This is a genomic window from Achromobacter sp. 2789STDY5608621 (genome assembly GCF_001299375.1).
Classification (GTDB): domain Bacteria; phylum Pseudomonadota; class Gammaproteobacteria; order Burkholderiales; family Burkholderiaceae_B; genus Achromobacter; species Achromobacter insuavis.
Genome location: NZ_CYTU01000002.1, coordinates 203,515 through 226,077, shown reverse-complemented (window position 1 = coordinate 226,077; position 22,563 = coordinate 203,515). Strand labels below are relative to the sequence as shown.

Here is a 22,563-nt window from a genome sequence, read left to right as displayed (position 1 = left end):
CGCCACGACCCGCGCGGCCCGCCCGGCTCAGGGGCAGCGCGCGCGGGTCGGCTGGGGCGCGTCGTCGCCCACGATGATGGTGGCGAAGTGGAACACGCCCACGGCGTCGTTCTTGACCACGTCGATGACCTCGCCCGACAGCGTCTGCCTCACCGACATGCCCTCGGGCACGTCGGCCTGGCCGTCGCGCCTGGCGACGTCGCCATTCCACGGACTCAGCACCAGCACGCCCGGGAACGGCTCGCGGCCATCGCCGCGGCCGCGCCGCATGGTCTGGACCTGCGTGCCGGCGGCGTAGCGGACGCCGCCAAAGGTCGTCGGGCAGGCCAATTCGGCATCGCTGACACGCAGCAGGCGCCGCTCGCCATCGAGGTAGAGCCGGGGCTCGCTCAACGGCAATCCGAACACCTTGACCGCCACCGGATCCTTGACCTCGATGCGCCATTGGTCCGGGTCGCGCGAGCCATCGGTATAGACGGTGCCGCCCGATCCATACACGATGGAGCCGGGCGCAAGATCGAGCGCATCGACCCGGTTGCCCGGGCCCAGCACGCACGTGTTCAGCGCCTTCATGGCGCCATCCTGCATCACGTCGAACTCGATGTCCTGGGTGGCGTCGCACTGCCAGCCCTGCACCGCCTGGCTGCCGGCGCCCCGCAGCAGGACGGTGCGCGGATGCCGGCCGCGCAGCGCGTAGGTCTCGCTGTCGTACTCGGCGTCGAGATAGCGCCGCGCGCTCGTCGCCTGCACGCCGTACATGGCCACCGGCCGCGGGAACTCGGCCTCGACGTAGGTCTCCAGTTGCCCCTCGTCCTGCAGCTTCAGGCGCGTGCCGGCCGGCATGGCAATGCCGCCCACCGTGGTCGTCGCCGCGAGGGTGACATTGCGGGCGGCCTCGGCGCGATCGCCTTCGCGCTCCACCTGCCAGATCACCGCCTGGACCCAGGCATAGAAGGCAAAGGGAACCGCCAGCACCACGAACAGCAGGCTGGAGGTCTTCCAGTACTTGCGCACCGTGCGGCGCGCGCCGCCGCTGGCGACCAGCACCAGCGCCCAGCCAAGCAGGATAAGCCCCGCCAGGAAGCCCAGGGAAACGAAGATATAGAAGCCCGCGGAGGGCAGTGCTATCGGAATCATGGCAAGGATGATAAACGCCAAAGCGCCCGGCCGCGACGGCGCGCTCGACGGCGGCGCGAGCGGGCAACAAAAAACCGCCCGAAGGCGGTTTCTTGTTCAAGCCAGGCAGCGTATCAACGCTTGTCCATCGGGGGCACGTCGCGCGTGACCGAACCGGTGAACAGCTGGCGCGGACGGCCGATCTTGTAATCGGGATCCGACAGCATTTCGTTCCACTGGGCGATCCAGCCCACCGTGCGGGCCAGCGCGAAGATGGCCGTGAACAGCGAGGTCGGGATGCCGATGGCGCGCTGGACGATACCCGAGTAGAAGTCCACGTTCGGGTACAGCTTGCGCTGCACGAAGTAAGGATCCGACAGGGCGATGCGTTCCAGTTCCATGGCCAGCTTGAACAGCGGGTCGTTTTCCAGGCCCAGGGCCGAGAGCACTTCCTTGCACGTTTCCTGCATCAGCTTGGCGCGCGGGTCGTAGTTCTTGTAGACGCGGTGGCCAAAGCCCATCAGGCGCACGCCCGAGTTCTTGTCCTTGACCTTCTCCATGAACTCGCCGACCTTGGCGATGCCGCCGTTGGCTTGCAGCTCTTCCAGCATCTGCAGGCAAGCTTCGTTGGCGCCGCCGTGAGCCGGGCCCCACAGGCAAGCCACGCCGGCCGAAATGGCGGCGAACGGGTTGGTGCCCGACGAACCGCACAGGCGGACCGTGGAGGTCGAGGCGTTCTGCTCGTGGTCGGCGTGCAGGATGAAGATGCGGTCGAGCGCGCGCTCGACGACTTCGTTGACCTTGTAGTCTTCGCACGGCGTGGCGAACATCATGCGCAGGAAGTTGCCCGTGTAGGACAGGTCGTTCTGCGGGTAGATGAACGGTTGGCCTTGCGAGTACTTGTACGCCATCGCGACCAGCGTCGGCATCTTGGCGATCAGGCGGATGGCCGAGATGTGACGGTGTTGCGGGTTCGTGATGTCGGTCGAGTCGTGGTAGAACGCCGACAGCGCGCCCACCAGGCCCGTCAGGACGGCCATCGGGTGGGCGTCGCGACGGAAGCCGCGCAGGAAGAAGTGCAGCTGTTCGTTGACCATCGTGTGATGGGTCACTTGCGAATCGAAGTCGGCCTTCTGTTCCTGGTTCGGCAGTTCGCCGTTCAGGATCAGGTAGCAGATGTCCATGAAGTCGCAATTGACGGCCAGCTGCTCGATCGGGTAGCCGCGGTACAGCAGCTCGCCCTTGTCGCCGTCGATGTAGGTGATGCCCGATTCGCAGGCGGCGGTCGACATGAAGCCGGGGTCAAACGTGAACATGCCCGTCTGGCCGTACAGCTTGCGGATGTCGATCACATCCGGACCGACCGTACCCTTGTAAACAGGGAACTCAATGGGTGCGCTGCCGTCCGAGAAGGACAGAGTGGCTTTTTTGTCAGACAGGTTCATGTTTTTTCCTCTCAATTAATCAGAGCGACCGCATCTGGCCGATGATGCCGCGGAGTCGGGGCGTGTCGAGTTCGCCCTCGAGTTCCTTGCGGGCCAGCAGCAGGTCGAGAAGATCGTTGTCTCCCAACTCGAAGAGCTGCGTCAATGCCGTCACGTCATCGTCGGTAAGCTCGGCCTCGTGGGCGTCGAGATACCGGGTGATGATCAAGTCGTTTTCGAGCAGGCCCCGGCGCGCCCGCCAACGCAGACGCGCCCGTTCCAGTTCAGTAAGCCTGCTCATCATTACACCTTAAATACACCAAACTACTAGACCGTGCGACGGACCATCAGTTCCTTGATCTTGCCAATGGCCTTGGTCGGGTTCAGCCCCTTGGGACAGACGTCGACGCAGTTCATGATGGTATGGCAACGGAACAGGCGGTACGGGTCTTCCAGGTTGTCCAGACGCTCGCCGGTGGCTTCGTCGCGGCTGTCGGCGATGAAGCGGTAGGCTTGCAGCAGGCCGGCGGGGCCGACGAACTTGTCCGGATTCCACCAGAAGGACGGGCAGGAAGTGGAACAGCACGCGCACAGGATGCACTCGTACAGGCCGTCCAGCTCTTCGCGCGCCTCGGGCGACTGCAGGCGCTCTTTCTCGGGCGGCGGCGTGTCGTTGATGAGGTACGGGCGGATCGAGTGGTACTGGTTGAAGAAGTGCGTCATGTCCACGATCAGGTCGCGGATCACGGGCAGGCCCGGCAGCGGGCGCAGCACGATCGGTTCCTTCAGCTCGCGCAGGTTCGTCGTGCAGGCCAGGCCGTTCTTGCCGTTGATGTTCATGGCGTCCGAACCGCACACGCCTTCACGGCACGAGCGGCGCAGGGCCAGGCTGTCATCGACGTCGTTCTTGATGCGCACCAGCGCATCGAGCAGCATCTTGTCGGTGGGCTGGAGTTCGACTTCCAGCTTCTGCATGTACGGGCGCTCGTCCTTGTCCGGATCGTAGCGGTAGATTTCGAACTTGACGATTCTCTTGGTGCTCATAGTAGGCTCTATCCGGACTTAGAAGGTACGCGCCTTGGGCGGGAAGGACTCGACCGTCAGCGGCTTCATCTGCACAGGCTTGTAATCCAGGCGGCTGCCTTCGGAGTACCACAGGGTGTGCTTGAGCCAGTTCTCGTCGTCGCGGGTCGGGTGGTCGTCCAGCGCATGGGCGCCGCGGCTTTCGGTGCGGTTGGCGGCCGACTTGATCGTGGCGCGGGCCACTTCGGTCATGTTGGCCAGTTCCAGCGCCTCGACGCGCGCGGTGTTGAACACCTTGGACTTGTCCTTGAAGTAGATGTTGTCGGCTTGCTTGGCCAGGTCTTCGATCTGGGTCACGCCTTCGTTCAGCAGCTCCAGCGTGCGGAACACGCCGCAGTGGCGCTGCATCGAGAAGCGGATGGCGTTGCCGATGTCCTGGGTCTTCTCGCCCGAGGTGCGCGATTCCAGCTTGTTGACGCGATCCAGCGAGAATTCGACGGCCTGCTGCGGCACGGGCTGGTGCGCGTGCTGGCGTTCCGGATGCGAATTGACGATGTGGTTGCCGGTGGCGCGGCCGAACACGATCAGGTCCAGCAGCGAGTTGGTGCCCAGGCGGTTGGCGCCGTGCACCGACACCGCGGCGCATTCGCCGATGGCGTACAGGCCGTTGACGATCTTGTTCTCGCCGTTTTCGCGCGTCAGCACCTGGCCGTGGTAGTTGGCCGGGATGCCGCCCATCTGGTAGTGGATGGTCGGAACGACGGGGATCGGTTCCTTGATCGGGTCGACGTTGCCGAACTTGATGGCGATTTCGCGGATCGAGGGCAGGCGCTTGTTGATGACGTCGGCGCCGAGGTGATCGAGCTTGAGCACCACGTAGCTGCCGTCCGGACCGCAACCGCGGCCTTCCTTGATTTCCTGGTCCATCGAGCGCGACACGAAGTCACGCGGGGCCAGATCCTTCAGCGTGGGCGCGTAGCGCTCCATGAAGCGTTCGCCATCCTTGTTCAGCAGGATGCCGCCTTCGCCGCGCACGCCTTCGGTGATCAGCACGCCGGCGCCGGCCACGCCGGTCGGGTGGAATTGCCAGAATTCCATGTCCTGCAGCGGGATGCCCGCGCGGGCGGCCATGCCCAGGCCGTCACCGGTGTTGATGAAGGCGTTGGTGGAAGCGGCCCAGATACGGCCGGCGCCGCCGGTGGCCAGCACCGTGGTCTTGGCTTCCAGGATGTAGATCTCGCCGGTTTCCATTTCGAGGGCGGTCACGCCCACGACGTCGCCAGCTTCGTTGCGCAGCAGGTCCAGCGCCATCCATTCGACGAAGAACTGGGTGCGGGCGGCAACGTTGCGCTGGTACAGGGTGTGCAGCAGCGCGTGACCGGTGCGGTCGGCAGCGGCACAGGCGCGCTGGACCGGCTTTTCACCGAAGTTGGCGGTGTGGCCGCCGAACGGACGCTGGTAGATGGTGCCATCGGGGTTGCGGTCGAACGGCATGCCGAAGTGCTCGAGCTCGTACACGGCGTTCGGGGCTTCGCGGCACATGAATTCGATGGCGTCCTGGTCGCCCAGCCAGTCCGAACCCTTGACGGTGTCGTACATGTGCCAGTACCAGTTGTCTTCGCTCATGTTGCCCAGCGAGGCGCTCACGCCGCCTTGCGCGGCCACGGTGTGCGAACGCGTGGGGAACACCTTGGACAGCACTGCAACGGACAGGCCCGCTTGGGACAGTTGCAGCGAACAACGCATGCCGGCTCCGCCGGCGCCAACGACCACCACATCAAACTGGCGGCGCGGCAAGGATTTCAGGACAGAGACCACGGCTTAGATGCTCCAGAGGATTTGCGCGAAGTAAACGACCGTACCGATCAACCAGAGGATCGTCAGCACTTGCAGCAGCAGGCGCAGGCCCACCGGCTTGACGTAGTCCATCCAGATGTCGCGCACGCCAATCCAGGCATGCCAGGCCAACGCAAAGAAGGCAAGGGAGGCCAGGATCTGGCCAACCGGAATGAAGCCCACGTAGAAATTGAACAGCTTGACCCAGTGTTCGTACGTGAAGGCGGGCATCGTCAGGATGCCGATGAGCAGCACCAGCGTGTACACGGCCATGATGACGGCGGTGATGCGCTGGATGATGAAGTCCATGACGCCGTAATGGGCGCCGACGACCAGGCGCTTGGGTCCGTAGTTTTTAGCGGCGGCCATTTACAGCACTCCGAACAGTTTGAGACCGAACACCAGCGTCAGCGCCAGGCTGACACCGAAGACCACGCCGGCGCTTTTCTTGGCCGACAGCTTGTCGATACCCAGGTGCAGGTCCAGCAGCAGGTAGCGGATGCCAGCACAGAAGTGGTGCAGGTAGCCCCAGATCAGGACCAGGAAGACAAGCTTGACGATCGGGTTGGCCGCGATGGAAGCGATCCATGCGAACGACTGCGGCGCGGCCACGCTCGCTGCGAACAGCGGAACGATGACCAAGGGCAAACAGAGGAACAGCAATATGCCGCTGATGCGGTGCAGGATGGACAGCTTGCCGGCCAGGGGCAGGCGATAGGAGAACGCAACTTGGGCAAGCCCAATATTGCGAAACTGCGGACGTGGCTTGGCAGCGGTGTCGGACATGACGGCCTCGGTGTTTCGGAACTAGGGAATCGTGACGGCGCTAATGCCGTGGCCCTTGCGGGCAAACACGGTATTTTCGCCCAGAGATCGGGTTGGTATCAAATCGTAGATAAAAAGCTCATCAATTCAGACTATTGCGGTAGTGGTAGCGATCGGTCAAGTACAAGCCCCGGCGAATTTCCATGGGGCGGTCACCATACGTGTACGACACGCGATCCACCTGCAACAACGGCGCGCCGGCGGCAACATTAAGCAGCGTACAGACTTCGGCCGGCGCCGCCACGGCGCGCAGCTTTTCGTCCGCGCGCACCATGCTCACGCCGAACTCGGATTCAAACAGGCCATAGAGCGGCGCCTTGTTGGCGGTCAGCAGCTCCTGGGTGAGGCCGCGGAAGATCGATCCGGGCAGCCAGATGTCGTCCAGCACGGTGGGCACCTGCCCCATGCACAGCAGCCGGCGGATCGAGATCACGGTTTCGCCGGCGCGCAGGTCGAGCGCGCGCGCGATCTCGGCCGGCGCGCGCAGGCGGCGGCACTCGAGGATGCGGCTTTCCGCCCGCACGGCCTCGCCCTCTTCATCGGGGGCCAGGCGCAGGAAACGGTAGCGCACGCGGGCTTCATGGTGGGTGGCGACGAAGGTGCCCTTGCCCTGGCGACGCAGCAGCAAGTGTTCGGCGGCCAGCTCATCGACCGCCTTGCGCACCGTGCCCTGGCTCACCTGGAAACGGGCGGCCAGATCGATTTCGCTGGGGATGAGTTCGCCGGGCTTCCATTCGCCGCGGTCCAGGCTCTGCACGAGCAGGTCCTTGATCTGGCGGTACAGCGGACTGAAAGCGGCCCCCTCGCCCGTCGGACGGGCGGCGCGTGTGCGTAGGGGAGTTTCGGGCCGGGGGTCTGCCATGGATCGTCTTGGAAGTGTCATGTTCATCCGGAGAATGGAAAGGCAGCGCAAACGATGCGGTTTCCATTCGCATGCGCTGCTGCGTTGCCGGTGTTCTGGCCTGATACAGGCGCGCAGCCGGCGGTGCTGCGGCGCATTCGAACAAACGCTCTATTGTGGCATATCGGGGGTGGCGCTGTCCAACGTCTTATGTCTTATATAAGATATAAGATCAATTGACGCACCCGTAAATTAGTTCTAGGATTTCTGTCTGTCCGGCAACCGGGCCGCCCCTCGCGCGCGGACGGTCTTCGCCGCTCAACGGATTACACTGATTGGTGAGATTATTTTCTCGCCACACCATTACGGAGAACGTCCATGTCTAAGCCTGCCTTGCGTGTCGCCGTCACCGGCGCCGCCGGCCAAATCGGTTACGCCCTGCTGTTCCGCATCGCCTCGGGCGAAATGCTGGGCAAAGATCAGCCCGTCATTCTGCAACTGCTCGAAATCCCCGACGAGAAAGCGCAAAAGGCCCTGAAGGGCGTCATCATGGAACTGGATGACTGCGCCTTCCCGCTGCTGCAGGAAGTCACCGCCCACAGCGATCCGCGCACGGCGTTCAAGGACGCGGACGTGGCCCTGCTGGTCGGCGCCCGCCCGCGCGGCCCCGGCATGGAACGCAAGGACCTGCTGTCGGTCAACGCCCAGATCTTCACGGCGCAGGGCAAGGCCCTGAACGACGTCGCCAGCCGCAACGTCAAGGTCCTGGTGGTCGGCAACCCGGCCAACACCAACGCCTACATCGCCATGAAGTCGGCGCCGGACCTGCCGGCCAAGAACTTCACCGCCATGCTGCGCCTGGACCACAACCGCGCCCTGTCGCAACTGGCCGCCAAGTCGGGCAAGGCCGTGGCCGACATCGAGAAGCTGGTCGTGTGGGGCAACCACTCGCCCACCATGTACCCCGACTTCCGCTTCGCCACCGTCGGCGGCGAATCGCTGTCCAAGCTGATCAACGACGACGCCTGGAACCGCGACACGTTCATCCCCACCGTGGGCAAGCGCGGCGCCGCCATCATCGAGGCCCGTGGCCTGTCGTCGGCCGCCTCGGCCGCCAACGCCGCCATCGACCACGTGCGTGACTGGGTCCTGGGCAGCAACGGCAAGTGGGTCACCATGGGCATCCCGTCGGATGGCTCCTACGGCATCCCCGAAGGCATCATCTACGGCGTGCCGGTCACGACCGAAAACGGCGAATACAAGCGCGTCGAAGGCCTGGAAATCGACGCCTTCTCGCGTGAGCGCCTGGACTTCACGCTGAAAGAGCTCCTCGAAGAGCGCGACGGCGTCAAGGACCTGCTGAAGTAAGCAGTCATCAAGCAGAATTGGGCCCGTTGACGCGGGCCCAATTCGCAAGCGGACGGCGCATCGACAGACGCGCCATCCGCGGAACGCAAACCTGTCTCTTTGCGCCCGCGCAATGAATTGTCGCGAAGGGGACAGATTTACGTTCCGCGACCGCGGTAAGGTCGTGGCCAGGCGCCGGAACCCGATCCGGCACGGCCACACTCGCCGCGGGCCCGCAGACCCAGCCATCCCAGCCGGGGCAACGTCACGACACCCGGCCCTCTATAACGGAGACCCCTCATGTCCAGACCCGAATCCGCCGGCGCCCAGTTCCGCCGCGCGCTCGCCGAAGAAAGCCCGCTGCAGATCATCGGCGCCATCAACGCCAACCACGCCCTGCTGGCCAAGCGCGCCGGCTACCGCGCCATCTATCTCTCGGGCGGCGGCGTGGCGGCGGGTTCGCTGGGCCTGCCCGACCTGGGCATCAACACCATGGACGACGTGCTGACGGACGTGCGCCGCATCACCGACGTCTGCGACGTGCCGCTGCTGGTCGACATCGACACCGGCTTCGGTCCGTCGGCGTTCAACATCGCCCGCACCGTCAAGAGCCTGATCAAGTTCGGCGCCGCCGCCTGCCACATCGAGGACCAGGTCGGCGCCAAGCGCTGCGGCCACCGTCCGGGCAAGGAAATCGTCAGCACCGAGGAAATGGCCGACCGCGTCAAGGCCGCGGCCGACGCCCGCACCGACAGCGACTTCTACCTGATCGCGCGCACCGACGCCATCGCCTCGCACGGCGTGGACGCCGCCATCGAGCGCGCCCTGGCCTGCGTCGAAGCCGGCGCCGACGCCATCTTCGCCGAAGCCGCCTACGACCTGCCGACCTACGACCGCTTCGTCAAGGCCGTCAACGTGCCGGTGCTGGCCAACATCACCGAATTCGGCAAGACGCCGCTGTTCTCGGTGGAAGAGCTCAAGAGCGTGGGCGTGGGCATGGTGCTCTACCCGCTGTCGGCCTTCCGCGCCATGAACAAGGCCGCCGAGGCCGTCTACACCGCGATCCGCCGCGACGGCCACCAGAAGAACGTGGTCGACCTGATGCAGACGCGCGAGGAACTGTACGACCGCATCGGCTACCACGAATTCGAATCGCGCCTGGACGCCCTGTTCCAGAAGGGCAAGGCCTGAGCGCTTGCCACCGTATCCGGCGCCACGGCGAACCCGCGGCGCCACGCTTCCCCCATTGCATTGCATTGCATCGACCACCGCGAAAGGAAAGGAGTAGAGACATGAGCACGGCTCCCAAGAAGCAAGCAGCCAAGACGGACGCCACCCCGGATGCCAAGCCCGAAGAAAAGGCCGGCTTCAAGCCCAAGAAATCGGTCGCGCTGTCCGGCGTGGTCGCCGGCAACACCGCGCTGTGTACGGTCGGCCGCAGCGGCAATGACCTGCACTACCGCGGCTACGACATCCTGGACATCGCCCATACCAGCGAGTTCGAGGAAATCGCCCACCTGCTGGTGCACGGCAAGCTGCCCAACAAGGCCGAACTGAAGGCCTACAAGGAAAAGCTGCGCTCGCTGCGCGGCCTGCCGGTGCAACTGCAGGACGCGCTCGAAGCGCTGCCCGCCGCCAGCCACCCGATGGACGTGATGCGCACGGCCGTCTCGGTGCTCGGCTGCGTGCTGCCCGAGAAGGACGACCACAACCTGCCCGGCGCGCGCGACATCGCCGACCGCCTGATGGCCAACCTGGGCTCGGCCCTGCTCTACTGGTACCACTACAGCCACAACGGCCGCGTGATCGACGTGCAGACCGACGATGACAGCATCGGCGGCCACTTCCTGCACCTGCTGCATGGCGAGAAGCCCAGCGACGAGTGGGTCAAGGCGATGCACATCTCGCTGAACCTGTACGCCGAGCACGAGTTCAACGCCTCGACCTTCACCGCCCGCGTCATCGCCGGCACCGGGTCGGACATGTTCTCGGCCATCACCGGCGCCATCGGCGCGCTGCGCGGCCCCAAGCACGGCGGCGCCAACGAGGTCGCCTTCGACGTGCAGAAGCGCTACGAGACGCCCGACGAAGCCGAGGCCGACATCCGCCGCCGCGTCGAGGCCAAGGAGGTCATCATCGGCTTCGGCCACCCGGTCTACACCGTGTCCGACCCGCGCAACAAGGTCATCAAGGAAGTGGCCAAGAAGCTGTCCAAGAAGGCCGGCAGCACCAAGATGTTCGACATCGCCGAACGCCTTGAGACGGTCATGTGGGACATCAAGAAGATGTTCCCCAACCTGGACTGGTTCTCGGCCGTCAGCTACCACATGATGGGCGTGCCCACCGCCATGTTCACTCCGCTGTTCGTGATCGCGCGCACGGCGGGCTGGTCGGCCCACATCATCGAGCAGCGCGTCGACAACAAGATCATCCGCCCGACCGCCAACTACGTCGGTCCGGAAGATCAGAAGTTCGTGCCGATCGACAAGCGCAAGTAAGACGACGACATGGGCCTGCCGACGCCATTCCCCGCGCCGCGCGGGCCCAGTGCCGCCTGTAAACACTCAGGAGAGGTACCAAATGTCTGCCCCGATCTCCAACGTCCGTCCCGAGCCCGACCAGGTCCTGGTCGATATCGCCGACTACGTACTGAACTATGAAATCCAGAGCGGCCTGGCCTACGAGACCGCTCGCAACTGCCTGATCGACACCCTCGGCTGCGGCCTGGAAGCGTTGGAATATCCGGCGTGCCGCAAGCTGCTGGGCCCCGTCGTCCCCGGCACCGTCGTCCCGCACGGCGCCAAGGTGCCCGGCACCCAATTCCAGCTGGACCCCGTGCAGGCCGCGTTCAACATCGGCGCGATGATCCGCTGGCTCGATTTCAACGACACCTGGCTGGCCGCCGAATGGGGCCACCCGTCCGACAACCTGGGCGGCATCCTCGCCACCGCCGACTGGCTGTCGCGCACCGCCGTCGCCGCCGGCAAGCCGCCGCTGACCATGCGCGCCGTGCTGACCGGCATGATCAAGGCGCACGAGATCCAGGGCTGCATCGCGCTGGAAAACTCCTTCAACAAGGTCGGCCTGGACCACGTGGTGCTGGTCAAGGTGGCATCCACCGCCGTGGTGGCGCAGATGCTGGGCCTCACCCGCGACGAAGTCATCAACGCCGTCTCGCTGGCCTGGGTCGACGGCCAGAGCCTGCGCACCTATCGCCACGCCCCCAACACCGGCAGCCGCAAGAGCTGGGCCGCCGGCGACGCCACCAGCCGCGCCGTGCGCCTGGCGCTGATCGCCCGCACCGGCGAGATGGGCTACCCCTCGGTGCTGTCGGCCAAGACCTGGGGCTTCTACGACGTGCTGTTCAAGGGCCAGCCGTTCAGGTTCCAGCGCCCCTACGGCAGCTACGTCATAGAAAACGTGCTGTTCAAGATCTCGTTCCCGGCCGAGTTCCACTCGCAGACCGCGGTCGAGTGCGCCATGCAGCTCCATGACCGCCTCAAGTCCCTGGGCAAGTCCACCGACGACATCGCCAGCATCACCATCCGCACCCACGAGGCGTGCATCCGCATCATCGACAAGAAGGGCCCGCTGAACAACCCCGCCGACCGCGACCACTGCATCCAGTACATGGTCGCCGTCCCGCTCCTGTTCGGCCGCCTCACCGCCGCCGACTACGAGGACGACGTCGCCGCCGACCCGCGCATTGACGTCCTGCGCGACAAGATCACCTGCGTCGAGGACCCGGCCTACACCCGCGACTACCACGACCCCGACAAGCGCTCCATCGCCAACGCCCTCACCGTCAGGTTCACCGACGGCACCCAGCTCGACGAGGTCGTCTGCGAATACCCCATCGGCCACAAGCGCCGCCGCGCCGACGGCATCCCCCTGCTCGAAGCCAAGTTCCGCACCAACCTCGCCCGCATCTTCCCCGCCCGCCAACAGTCCCGCATCCTGGAAGCCTCGCTGGACCAGAAAAAGCTGGAAACGATGCCGGTCCACGAGTACATCGACTTGTATGTGATCTGAGGCGACGAACTACTCACGGCCCCGTGACGGCAAAACCGTCCGGGGCCGCTTTTCTCCCTCCCCCGCAACTGCGAGCCAAGCAAGCACCTCCCCACCACCGCGCAGCGAACACCCTCCCGACGCAAACCACCACGTACGTCAAGACCGGCCGCCCGCGCGGCCGGTCTTGACGGGCCCCGCAAACCTCTCCAGAACCCCACCGCTCTGGCAGCGCACCATTTCTCGAAACCCGTAGCCCGTCGCGGCGGCGGATTTGGGGGCGGGCAACCTCGATGCGCCCGAGGGAATCCGAAGGAGTCGCCGAAGGCGAGGACGAGGATGACGCAGGGGGGGGCCGCCTAGGCAAGTCCGGAGCGAACGCTCCGGACCGCAATCGTGGGCGCCCGCCCCCAAATCCGCCGCCGCGACGGGCGACCTACGAAGAACCACCCGCCCATTACAATCTCCCTTCCCCAAGAAACAGAGACCGAACCCCACCATGTCCATGCTCTGGGTAAAAACCTTCCACATCGTCTTCATCGCCTCCTGGTTCGCCGGCCTGTTCTACCTGCCCCGCATCTTCGTGAACCTGGCCCAGCAATCGGATTCGGCCGTGCAGGTCACCCTGCTCGGCATGGCGCGCCGCCTCTACCGCTTCACCACCATCCTGGCGGTCGTCGCCGTGGCGCTAGGCATGTGGCTGTACCTGGGTTACGGCATCGGCGTCGGCCCCGGCAACGGCTGGATGCACGCCAAGCTCTTTTTCGTCCTGCTCGTCATCGGCTACCATCACGCCTGTGGCGTCATGCTGCGAAAATTCGAACAGGGCAAGAACACCCGTTCGCACAAGTTCTATCGCTGGTTCAACGAAGTTCCCGTCTTGCTGCTCTTGGTGGTGGTGGCGCTGGTCGTCGTCAAACCCTTCTGATTCCCCCTACCTTTGCACATTCGCCAGGATTCGTATGTCCGCTGATGACCAGGACCGCCCGCGCAAGACGCTGACGATCAAGAAGACCGCGCGCGACGCGCATGCCGAAGCCGCGCCCAAGCGCGTGCGCACCGGCGCCCGTGCCCGCCTGGTCGCCCAGAACGAGCGCGCCAAGGACAACGTCGAGCGCCAGAAGGACCCCGAGGGCTACCAGCAGCGCCAGGCCGCCGCCCGCGCCGCGCGCCGGCCGGACGACCGTGAACGCGGCGATGGCCCGCGCCGTGGCGATGGCCCTCGCGGCGACAATCCGCGCCGCGGCGACGGTCCCCGCAGCGACAGTCCGCGTCGTGGCGACGGTCCCCGCAGCGACAGTCCGCGCCGTGGCGACGGCCCCCGCAATGACAGCCCGCGGAGTGGCGATAGCCCGCGCAGCGACCGCCCCCGCCGTGGCGATGACGCGCGTGACGACCGCCCGCGCCGCGACGCCGCGCCGGCGCCGCGATCGGGCCGCACGCCGCAGCGCGCGCCGCGCCTGGACGACCAGTACATCGCCCCGGCGACGCCCGCCGGCCGCTTCTACGATCCGTTCGAGGACGACGGCCCCGCGCCCGAATTCGCGCCGGAACCCGATTACGACGACGACGCGCCGATCGACGCCGGCGCGGCCCGCGACGCCGACGCGCCGCGCGACCACGCGCCCGCCGTCGAGATCCGCGAACGCCGCCCGCGCGAGCCGCGCCAGGCCGAGCGTTTCAAGGTCTTCGCCCCCTGCCCGCAGGGCCTGGAGGAAGCCCTGACCGCCGAAATGCAGGCCCTGGGCTACGACGACGCCGAAGCCGGCCGCGCCGGCTGCTCCTTCACCGCCGACTGGGCCGGCGTGCAGCGCGCCAACCTGTATTCGCGCCTGGCCACCCGCATCCTGGTGCAGGTCGCCCACGCCGAGATCTCGCACGAAGACGACATCCTCGACCTGGCCCGCGACACGCCCTGGGAACGCTGGTTCGGTGCCGAGCAGACGCTGCGCGTCGACACCTCGGCGATCAAGAGCCCGGTGCAGAGCCTGCAGTACTGCAACCTGCGCGCCAAGGACGGCATCTGCGACCGCCTGCGCGAGCTGGAAGGCGAACGCCCCAGCATCGACACGGTCCGCCCCGACGCGCGCGTGCACCTGTTCCTGACCGGCCACACCGCCACGCTGTACCTGGACACCTCGGGTGAATCGCTGTTCAAGCGCGGCTGGCGCCTGGACAAGGGCGACGCGCCGCTGCGCGAGAACCTGGCCGCCGGCATGCTGGCGCTGGCGGGCTGGGACCCGGCCGCGCCGCTGCTGGACCCGTTCTGCGGTTCGGGCACCATCCTGATCGAGGCCGCCTGGATCGCGCTGGGCGTGCCTCCCGGCATCTCGCGTCCGTTCGGCTTCGAGCGCCTGCGCGGCCACGACGCCTACCGCTGGCGCGACCTGAAGGACGACGCCCGCTCGCGCATCCTGCCGCAGCTGGACGCGCCGCTGGTCGGCTACGACCTGGACCCGCAGGCGGTCGAATTCGCCCGCAACAACGCCGAGCGCGCCTGGCTCACCGCCGACTCCATCCGTTTCGAGGTGGGCGACGCCCGCGAAGTGCAGGCGCCGGCCGACCATGGCTGGATCGTCACCAACCCGCCCTACGGCGAGCGCATGGCGACCGAGCAGGACGCCGACCTGTGGCGCGACTGGGCCGCCTGCCTGAAGCGCAATTTCGCCGGCTGGCAGCTGCATATCATCACCAGCGACCTGACTTTGCCCAACCAGATGCGCCTCAAGCCCAAGCGCCGTGTGCCCCTGCACAACGGCGCCCTGGACTGCCGCCTGTTCGGCTTCGAACTGGTCGCCGCCGGCTACCGCGACGCCTGACGCCCTGCCACCCGCGCCCGGGGCGGTTCTCCCCCGGGCGCTCCCCTCTTTTCCCCCTGCTTCCCCGCTGCCCGCGCGTTGTAAAAGCGCCGCAACATCGCGCCCGTATCTTTGCTTATGGTGCCCCGCAGCGCCGATTTGGGGCATCATCAGCACCAAGGTGTTGCCGATACGCACCAGGTGCTTGCACAGTTTCAGGGTTAACCCTATAATTCGGGTTATCCCTAGTAGCTAAACAACAGTGCAAGCCCGTGGAGGCTATTGTGATCAACCCGAACAACACCATCCGCCTGACCGACGAACTCGAGCGTCAACTGATGCTCCAGGCCATTGAAGAACAGTTCCGCCCGCACCCGATGCGTGCGTTGGCCGCGGGCCTGCGTAAGCTGGCCCACGGCGTCCGTGCCCTGGCTGGCAAGACGAGCGCCAAGAACGCGCACTCCGCCGCCTGAAGCAGGACCCAGGCCTTCGGGCCTGAACGATTTCCCCTTGGGGGCTGCATAGCCCCTTTTATAGACCCGCCCTTACCGGCGGGTTTTTTTTATGGTCGGCACCGGGAAAGCGTCAACCCAACGGGCGGCGGCTTTGTCGGATAATACCGGCCCATGACCGACGCCTCCCTCGACCAGACCCCCAACCGGCTGCGCCGGTTCGCCTGCATGATGTACGAAGCCGTGCTGCTGTTCGGCGTGGTTTTCCTGGCGGGCTACCTGATGGACACCCTGACCCAGAGCCGCAACGCGCTGGAACTGCGGCCGCTGCGCCAGGCCTGGCTGTTCGTGGCGATCGGCGCCTATTTCGTGCTGTGCTGGCGCCGCCGCGGCCAGACGCTGCCGATGAAGACCTGGAACATCCGCCTGGTCGACCGCGATGGCCAGACGCCGTCCACGCCCCGCCTGATCCTGCGTTACGTGCTGGCCTGGCCCCTGGTGCTGGCCGGCGCCGCCCTGGTGTGGGCCGGCGCCATCGCCACCGGCTGGCCGTCGATGGACATGTTCATCGTCGCCGCGCCCTTCGCGATCTTCCTCTGGTCATGGGTCGACCCGGACGGCCAGTTCCTGCACGACCGCCTGCTCGGCACCCGCCTGCGCAATGCGCCGCAGCGCAAGAAGGCGCGTTGAACCGGGCAGTGGCGCACGGCTGACCGCGCGCTGAACATACCTGCTTACAACTGGCAAAATCGTGCGGCGAATTTGGTGCAGGCTTTCAGAAAGTTGAAAGTCGCGCGCAAAGACAATGGGGCCCCTTTCATAGACGCTCCAATAACTAATCATGCGCGCACTCCTTTCCCGCCTGTCGCTGGCCGCCGCCAGCGCCCTCCTGTTCCTGCCGTTCGGCGCCTCGGCCCAGAACGCCGCCGCACAACAGGAGATCGAAGCCGCGATGAAGGCGGCCTACGCGGCCGCCCAGGAAGGCCCGGCCGACGTGAAGCTGGGCGACCAGGCCGTGGTGCACCTGCCCGAATCGATGTTCTTCGTGCCGCGCATCCAGGCCGACCGCCTGATGGCCGCCTACGGCAACGGCAAGGACCCGTCGCTGCTGGGCGTGGTCATGCCCAAGAGCGACGATGACGACTGGGTCATCACCGTCAACTTCGACAAGGCCGGCTACATCAAGGACGACGACGCCAAGAACTGGAACGTCAACGAACTGCTGGACAGCCTGCGCGACGGCACCGAAGAGTCCAACGTCGAGCGCAAGAAGCGCGGCTTCCCCGAACTGGTCATGGACGGCTGGGTCGAGGCGCCCAAGTACGACAGCAACACCCAGCGCCTGGTCTGGTCGGTCGCCGTCAAGCACAAGGGCGAAGCGGCCAACGACAACCCCACGGTCAACTACAACACCTACGCGCTGGGCCGCGACGGCTACATCACGCTGGACCTGATCACGCAGAAGAACCTGGTGCCGAAGGACAAGACCGCGGTGCTGACCCTGCTGGACAACCTGAAGTACGTCGAGGGCAAGCGCTACGCCGACTTCAACTCGTCCACCGACAAGGTCGCCGAATACGGCCTGGCCGCGCTGGTCGCGGGCGTCGCCGCCAAGAAGCTGGGCCTGTTCGCCGTGATCGCCGCGTTCCTGGCCAAGTTCGCCAAGGTCGGCATCCTGGCCGCCGCGGCGCTGGGCGGCGGGCTGTGGAAGCGCTTTCGCGGCAAGAAGGCCGAACAGCAACAGCCCTGAGCGATGAAGCTGCTGCTACTGCTGTTCTCAGGGCTGAAATACCTGAAGTTCGGCAAGCTGTTCGCCACCGGCGGCACCATGCTGCTGTCGGTGGCGGTCTATGCCTTCGTCTTCGGCTGGCGCTACGCGGCCGGCTTCGTGCTGTTGCTGCTGGTGCATGAGCTGGGCCACTACGTGGCCGCGCGCCAGCGCGGCCTGGATGTGGGCGCGCCGGTCTTCATCCCGTTCGTCGGCGCCTGGATCCAGCTCAAGGACATGCCGCACGACGCCGACACCGAGGCCTACGTGGGCCTGGGCGGCCCGCTGGCGGGCACGGTGGCGTCGCTGGCCTGCTATTTCGCGGCGCGCAGCACCGGCAGCGACCTGCTGCTGGCGCTGTCCTACGCGGGCTTCTTCATCAACCTGTTCAACCTGATCCCGCTGTCGCCCTTCGACGGCGGCCGCATCACCGCGGTGCTGTCGCCGCGCATCTGGCTGGTGGGCGTGCCGGTGCTGGTGGCCCTGTTCTTCTGGCGTCCCAGCCCGATCCTGATCCTGGTGGCCGTGCTGGCCTTTCCCAACGTGCTGCGGGCCTTCAAGTACGACCCGTCGCTGCCCGAGAACCAGGCCTATTACGGCACCACGCTGGAAAGCAAGCTGACCTATACCTGCGCCTACCTGGGCCTGGTCTGCGTGCTGGCGATCATGGCGCACGACGTGCACGACATGCTGGGGCACCTGCGCGGCTGAACCTCCCCTGTTTGACGGCCGCCAGCGCCGAAGCGGGCGCGGCCGTCACAACAGCGTCACTTTTTTTTCATGTCACGGTCATCGCGGGATGGTTTCATTCCCAGGCATGACGACAGCCCCCATGGATAGCACCGTGAACGAAATCCGCCCCACGCACTGGCGCGCTCTCTGGATTTCCGACATTCACCTGGGCACCGCCGGGTGCAAGGCGGAGTTCCTGCTGGATTTCCTCGAGCACAACGATTCCGACACCCTGTACCTGGTCGGCGACATCGTCGACGGCTGGCAACTGCGCAAGCACTGGCACTGGCCGCGGGCCCACAACGACGTGATCCAGCGCATCCTGCGCAAGGCCCGCAACGGTACCCGGGTGGTGTTCATCCCCGGCAACCATGACGAATTCGCGCGCGAGTTCGCCGGCTACGCCTTCGGCGACATCGAGATCCTGGACGAAGACGTGCACGTCACCGCCAAGGGCCTGCGCCTGCTGGTGCTGCACGGCGACCAGTTCGACGGCGTGATCCAGCACAGCCGCTGGCTGGCGCACCTGGGCGATGGCCTCTATCAGCTGGCGCTGTGGATCAACCACCATTTCAACCGCCTGCGCCACCGCATGGGGCTGCATTACTGGTCGCTGTCGCAGTACCTCAAGCACAAGGTCAAGAACGCGGTGTCGTTCATCACCGACTTCGAGGAAGCGCTGGCCGGCGAGGCTCGCCGCCGCGGCCTGGACGGGGTGGTCTGCGGCCACATCCACAAGGCCGAGCTGCGCGACGTCGGCGGCATCCTGTACTGCAACGACGGCGACTGGGTGGAAAGCCTGTCGGCCCTGGCCGAGACCCATGACGGCCAGCTGCAGTTGCTGGACTGGGCCGCGATCCAGGCCGAGCGCCAGGCCGACCCGGCGCAGCGCAAACCCCGCTCGCTGTCCCTGCCGGCGCTGCCGTCGGCGCTACGCCGCCAGGGCAAACACCCGTGATAACCCTTATACGTCCCCGTTACGCAACGGGGATATTGCAGTTCACGGCCCTCTAGGTCATGCTTGCAATTGGGGCAACGGGCAAAAACTGACCCGTTCACGCTGCAACATGCTTACAACATAGGGCCATGAACGACCAATATCAGGTGCTCTACCAAACATTCCGCTGGCTGGTTCCCACCCAGTTCAACATAGCGGAAGCGTGCTGCCACCGCTGGGCATCCAGTAGTCCGGATGCGCGGCGCATCGCCATCTACTACGAAGATGAAGCCGGCAACCGCGAGGTCTGGACCTATGCGCGGCTGGCCGAGGCCGCCAATCAGCTGGCCAATGGCCTGATGAAGATGGGCGTGGGCCGGGGCGACCGGGTCGGTGTGGTTTTGGGGCAACGCCCGGAGACCGTGGTCGCCCACATGGCCATCTACAGCGTGGGCGCGGTGGTGTTGCCGCTGTCGGCGCTGTTCGGCCCCGAAGCCCTGCAGAGCCGCCTGTGCGATTCGGAAACCCGCGTCGCCATCGTCGATCATGCCTCCAGCGCCAACCTGCTGGCCGTCAGCGACCACTGCCCCAACCTGCAACAGATCATCGGCATCGGCTTCGCCGACGAGCGCGTCCTGCCCTGGCGCAGCCTGCTGGCGCGCCAACCCAGCGAATTCAAGCCGGTGCCGACGCGTTCGTCGGACCCCGCCATCCTGCTCTATACCTCCGGCACCACCGGCGCGCCCAAGGGCGCCCTGCTGCCGCACAGCGCGCTGATCGGCAACCTGCCGGGCTTCGTGGCCTCGCAGGACTGGTTCCCGCGGCCCGCCGACGTGTTCTGGTCGCCCGCCGACTGGGCCTGGACCGGCGGCATGATGGACGCGCTGCTGCCGACGCTGTATTTCGGCCACCCCATCGTCGGCACCCGCGGCCGCTTCTCGGTCGAGCGCGCCTTCGAGCTGATGGAGCGTTACCAGGTCACCAACACCTTCCTGTTCCCGACCGCGCTGAAGATGATGATGAAGGCCGTGCCCGAGCCTCGCAATCAGTACCAGCTGGCCCTGCGGTCGATCATGAGCGCCGGCGAAAGCGTCGGCGAGACCGTCTTCGAATGGTGCCGCTCGGCGCTGGGCGTGACGCCCAACGAGATGTTCGGCCAGACCGAGATGAACTACGTGGTCGGCAACAGCCAGAAGCGCTGGCCGGCCAAGGCGGGCAGCATGGGCCGGCCCTACCCCGGCCATCGCGTGGCGGTGCTGGACGACGCCGGCCAGCCGGTGGCGGCCGGAGAAACCGGCGAGATCGCCGTGAATCGCTATGACATCCACGGATTTCCCGACCCGATCCTGTTCCTGGGCTACTGGCGCAACGACGCCGCCACCCAGGCCAAGTTCAAGGGCGACTGGTGCCTGACGGGCGACCTGGCCCGGATCGACGCCGACGGCTACCTCTGGTACGCCGGCCGCGCCGACGACGTATTCAAGTCGTCGGGCTACCGCATCGGCCCCGGCGAGATCGAAAGCTGCCTGATCGGACACCCGGCCGTGGCCAATGCCGCGGTGGTGCCCAAGCCGGACGCCGAGCGCGGCGCGGTGGTCAAGGCGTATGTCGTGCTGACGCCCGAATTCGCCCAGCGCGACCGCAACGACATCATCGAGAACCTGCAGGAACACGTGCGCGAGCGCCTGGCGCCCTATGAGTACCCGAAGGAAATCGAATTCGTCGACGAATTGCCCATGACCACCACCGGTAAAATCCAGCGTCGCATCCTGCGCCAGCGCGAAGAAGAACGCGCCCAGGCGTCCAGGCCCCAATGACGCGGGCGGGTCCGCAGAGACCCGCCGCCGTACCCGGAGACAGGGCATGCCCATTTACCAGCTCGACGACCTCATTCCCCGCATCGATCCCGCCGCCTACATGGCCGACAGCGCCGACATCATCGGCAACGTCACGCTGGAGGCCGGCGTCAGCATCTGGTCGCACGTCTCGATCCGCGGCGACAACGACGCCATCCTGATTCGCCACGGCTCCAATATCCAGGAAGGCAGCGTGCTGCACGTGGATACCGGCTGTCCCATGACCATCGGCCCGAACGTCACCGTGGGCCACCAGGCCATGCTGCATGGCTGCACCATCCACGAAGGCGCGCTGGTGGGCATGCAGGCGATCGTGCTGAACAACGCCGTGATCGGCCGCAACTGCCTGATCGGCGCTGGCGCCATCATCCCGGAAGACCGGGTGATTCCGGACAATTCCCTGGTCATCGGCATCGGCAAGATCGTGCGCGAGCTGTCGGCCGAGGAAATCGCCAATCTGCACAAGAACACCGCCCATTACGTGGCGCGCGGCCAACACTACAAGACGGCCCTGAAACGGCTGGCCTGAGCCTGCCGCCGGGGACACCCCGGCAACCGCCTACACCCCTGCCGCCGGCAGGGGGAATCGGCCGCCCGATCGGCTAACATTCCGCCATGACCGATCAGCTCAAGAAATACCTCCTCGAAGACCGCAGCGTCCGCGTCCAAGCGGTGCGCCTCACGGATACCTGGAAGGCCGTCCAGGCCAACCACGACTACCCGCCCGCCATCACCCACCTGCTGGGCGAACTGGTGGCGGCCTCCACCCTGCTGGCCGCCAACATCAAGTTCGACGGCTCGCTGGTGCTGCAGATCCAGGGCGACGGCCCGATCGCCCTGCTGGTGGTGGAATGCCGTTCCGACCTCAGCCTGCGCGCCACCGTCAAGGTGCGCGAGGGCCACGACGTGCCGGCCGATGGCGACATGCAGAGCCTGCTGAACCCCGGCGGCAACGGCCGTTTCATCGTGGTACTGGATCCCCAGCACAAGGTGCCCGGCCAGCAGGCCTACCAGGGCATCGTGCCGCTGGAAGGCGAAACCGTCGCCGAGGCCCTGCAGCACTACATGAAGGCCTCCGAACAGCTCGACACCCGCCTGTGGCTGGGCGCCGACGCCGACCATGCCGCCGGCATGCTGATCCAGCGCCTGCCGCACCACGGCGGCTCGGATGCGACGACGCTCAGTGAGCAGGCCGCCACCGAGACCTGGGACCGCGCCACGGCGCTGGCCACCACGCTCAAGCGCGATGAACTGCTGACCACCGAGATCGACACCCTGATCCACCGCCTGTTCTGGGAAGAAACGCTGGTGGCGTTCGATCCGCTGCCGGTGCGCTGGCACTGTCCGTGCACCCGCGAGCGCGTGGCCAACATGCTGCGCTCGCTGGGCCAGGTCGAGGTCGACGACATCCTGGCCGAACGCGGCCAGGTCGACGTGGCCTGCGACTTCTGCGGCAAGCCCTACGTCTTCGACGCGGTCGATTGCGCCGCGCTGTTCACCGCCAGCCAGCCGGCCAACGACGACGCGCCGCCTACCGTCCATTGAACCCGCGCCGGGGGCCCGCCCCTCGGCTTGTACGAATCGACAGGCGGTCATG

At 66.1% G+C, this 22,563-nt stretch carries 22 protein-coding genes; 14 read left to right on the top strand and 8 right to left on the bottom strand.

The genetic code is table 11. The features are described from left to right. Positions 1-27: 27 nt before the first annotated feature. The 8 genes from AOZ53_RS03505 to AOZ53_RS03470 form a co-directional block, all read right to left on the bottom strand. Complete coding sequence (locus AOZ53_RS03505; protein WP_054478384.1) at positions 28-1,137, bottom strand: hypothetical protein; 1,110 nt, start codon at positions 1,135-1,137, stop codon at positions 28-30. 113 nt (positions 1,138-1,250) lie between these two features. After that, on the bottom strand, positions 1,251-2,561 hold the full coding sequence (locus AOZ53_RS03500; protein WP_006393556.1) for a citrate synthase: 1,311 nt from the start codon (positions 2,559-2,561) through the stop codon (positions 1,251-1,253). Between the two features lie 19 nt (positions 2,562-2,580). Further along, positions 2,581-2,841: a succinate dehydrogenase assembly factor 2 gene (locus AOZ53_RS03495; RefSeq protein ID WP_054429697.1), complete on the bottom strand. Its 261-nt coding sequence runs from the start codon at positions 2,839-2,841 to the stop codon at positions 2,581-2,583. Positions 2,842-2,867: 26 nt separating this feature from the next. Continuing rightward, positions 2,868-3,584: a succinate dehydrogenase iron-sulfur subunit gene (locus tag AOZ53_RS03490; protein WP_006389365.1), complete on the bottom strand. Its 717-nt coding sequence runs from the start codon at positions 3,582-3,584 to the stop codon at positions 2,868-2,870. A gap of 18 nt (positions 3,585-3,602) precedes the next feature. Next, entirely contained in the window at positions 3,603-5,381 is a 1,779-nt protein-coding gene (gene sdhA / locus AOZ53_RS03485) for a succinate dehydrogenase flavoprotein subunit (RefSeq protein WP_054429534.1), read from the bottom strand. Positions 5,382-5,384: 3 nt separating this feature from the next. Further along, positions 5,385-5,768 (bottom strand): succinate dehydrogenase, hydrophobic membrane anchor protein, encoded by a 384-nt coding sequence (gene sdhD / locus AOZ53_RS03480; RefSeq protein WP_006393552.1) that lies wholly within the window; start codon positions 5,766-5,768, stop codon positions 5,385-5,387. Beyond that, the gene (gene sdhC, locus AOZ53_RS03475) at positions 5,769-6,185 is read right to left on the bottom strand and encodes a succinate dehydrogenase, cytochrome b556 subunit (RefSeq protein ID WP_006393551.1); all 417 of its coding nucleotides are present in this window, start codon (positions 6,183-6,185) and stop codon (positions 5,769-5,771) included. Positions 6,186-6,306: 121 nt separating this feature from the next. Continuing rightward, positions 6,307-7,086 (bottom strand): GntR family transcriptional regulator, encoded by a 780-nt coding sequence (locus tag AOZ53_RS03470; RefSeq protein WP_035360087.1) that lies wholly within the window; start codon positions 7,084-7,086, stop codon positions 6,307-6,309. Between the two features lie 357 nt (positions 7,087-7,443). On the opposite strand from AOZ53_RS03470, the gene AOZ53_RS03465 reads away from it, so the two are divergent. The 14 genes from AOZ53_RS03465 to hslO all read left to right on the top strand — a co-directional run bounded on the left by AOZ53_RS03465 (position 7,444) and on the right by hslO (position 22,511). Further along, positions 7,444-8,433: a malate dehydrogenase gene (locus tag AOZ53_RS03465; protein WP_054429535.1), complete on the top strand. Its 990-nt coding sequence runs from the start codon at positions 7,444-7,446 to the stop codon at positions 8,431-8,433. A 279-nt stretch (positions 8,434-8,712) separates the two neighbouring features. Then, positions 8,713-9,603 (top strand): methylisocitrate lyase, encoded by an 891-nt coding sequence (gene prpB / locus AOZ53_RS03460; protein ID WP_054429536.1) that lies wholly within the window; start codon positions 8,713-8,715, stop codon positions 9,601-9,603. Between the two features lie 101 nt (positions 9,604-9,704). Then, entirely contained in the window at positions 9,705-10,910 is a 1,206-nt protein-coding gene (gene prpC / locus AOZ53_RS03455; protein WP_054429537.1) for a bifunctional 2-methylcitrate synthase/citrate synthase, read from the top strand. 82 nt (positions 10,911-10,992) lie between these two features. Beyond that, complete coding sequence (locus AOZ53_RS03450; protein WP_054486849.1) at positions 10,993-12,444, top strand: bifunctional 2-methylcitrate dehydratase/aconitate hydratase; 1,452 nt, start codon at positions 10,993-10,995, stop codon at positions 12,442-12,444. 478 nt (positions 12,445-12,922) lie between these two features. Beyond that, positions 12,923-13,351 (top strand): CopD family protein, encoded by a 429-nt coding sequence (locus AOZ53_RS03445; protein ID WP_006384749.1) that lies wholly within the window; start codon positions 12,923-12,925, stop codon positions 13,349-13,351. Positions 13,352-13,385: 34 nt separating this feature from the next. After that, positions 13,386-15,242: a THUMP domain-containing class I SAM-dependent RNA methyltransferase gene (locus AOZ53_RS03440; protein WP_054486847.1), complete on the top strand. Its 1,857-nt coding sequence runs from the start codon at positions 13,386-13,388 to the stop codon at positions 15,240-15,242. Positions 15,243-15,505: 263 nt separating this feature from the next. Further along, entirely contained in the window at positions 15,506-15,694 is a 189-nt protein-coding gene (locus tag AOZ53_RS03435) for a hypothetical protein (protein ID WP_006393542.1), read from the top strand. A gap of 153 nt (positions 15,695-15,847) precedes the next feature. Further along, positions 15,848-16,363, top strand: a complete 516-nt coding sequence (locus tag AOZ53_RS03430; RefSeq protein ID WP_054429540.1) for an RDD family protein — start codon at positions 15,848-15,850, stop codon at positions 16,361-16,363. A gap of 151 nt (positions 16,364-16,514) precedes the next feature. Further along, entirely contained in the window at positions 16,515-17,423 is a 909-nt protein-coding gene (locus AOZ53_RS03425) for a DUF2167 domain-containing protein (protein ID WP_054479670.1), read from the top strand. Positions 17,424-17,426: 3 nt separating this feature from the next. Continuing rightward, positions 17,427-18,152 carry a site-2 protease family protein gene (locus tag AOZ53_RS03420; RefSeq protein WP_054429542.1) on the top strand — a complete coding sequence of 242 codons (726 nt, stop codon included), beginning with the start codon at positions 17,427-17,429 and terminating at the stop codon, positions 18,150-18,152. A 106-nt stretch (positions 18,153-18,258) separates the two neighbouring features. Beyond that, positions 18,259-19,131 carry a UDP-2,3-diacylglucosamine diphosphatase gene (locus AOZ53_RS03415; RefSeq protein WP_116522752.1) on the top strand — a complete coding sequence of 291 codons (873 nt, stop codon included), beginning with the start codon at positions 18,259-18,261 and terminating at the stop codon, positions 19,129-19,131. A 128-nt stretch (positions 19,132-19,259) separates the two neighbouring features. Beyond that, entirely contained in the window at positions 19,260-20,927 is a 1,668-nt protein-coding gene (locus AOZ53_RS03410; protein ID WP_054486845.1) for an acyl-CoA synthetase, read from the top strand. Positions 20,928-20,973: 46 nt separating this feature from the next. Further along, positions 20,974-21,495, top strand: a complete 522-nt coding sequence (locus AOZ53_RS03405) for a gamma carbonic anhydrase family protein (protein ID WP_054486843.1) — start codon at positions 20,974-20,976, stop codon at positions 21,493-21,495. A gap of 86 nt (positions 21,496-21,581) precedes the next feature. After that, positions 21,582-22,511 (top strand): Hsp33 family molecular chaperone HslO, encoded by a 930-nt coding sequence (gene hslO / locus AOZ53_RS03400; protein WP_054429545.1) that lies wholly within the window; start codon positions 21,582-21,584, stop codon positions 22,509-22,511. The last annotated feature ends 52 nt before the right edge of the window (positions 22,512-22,563 follow it).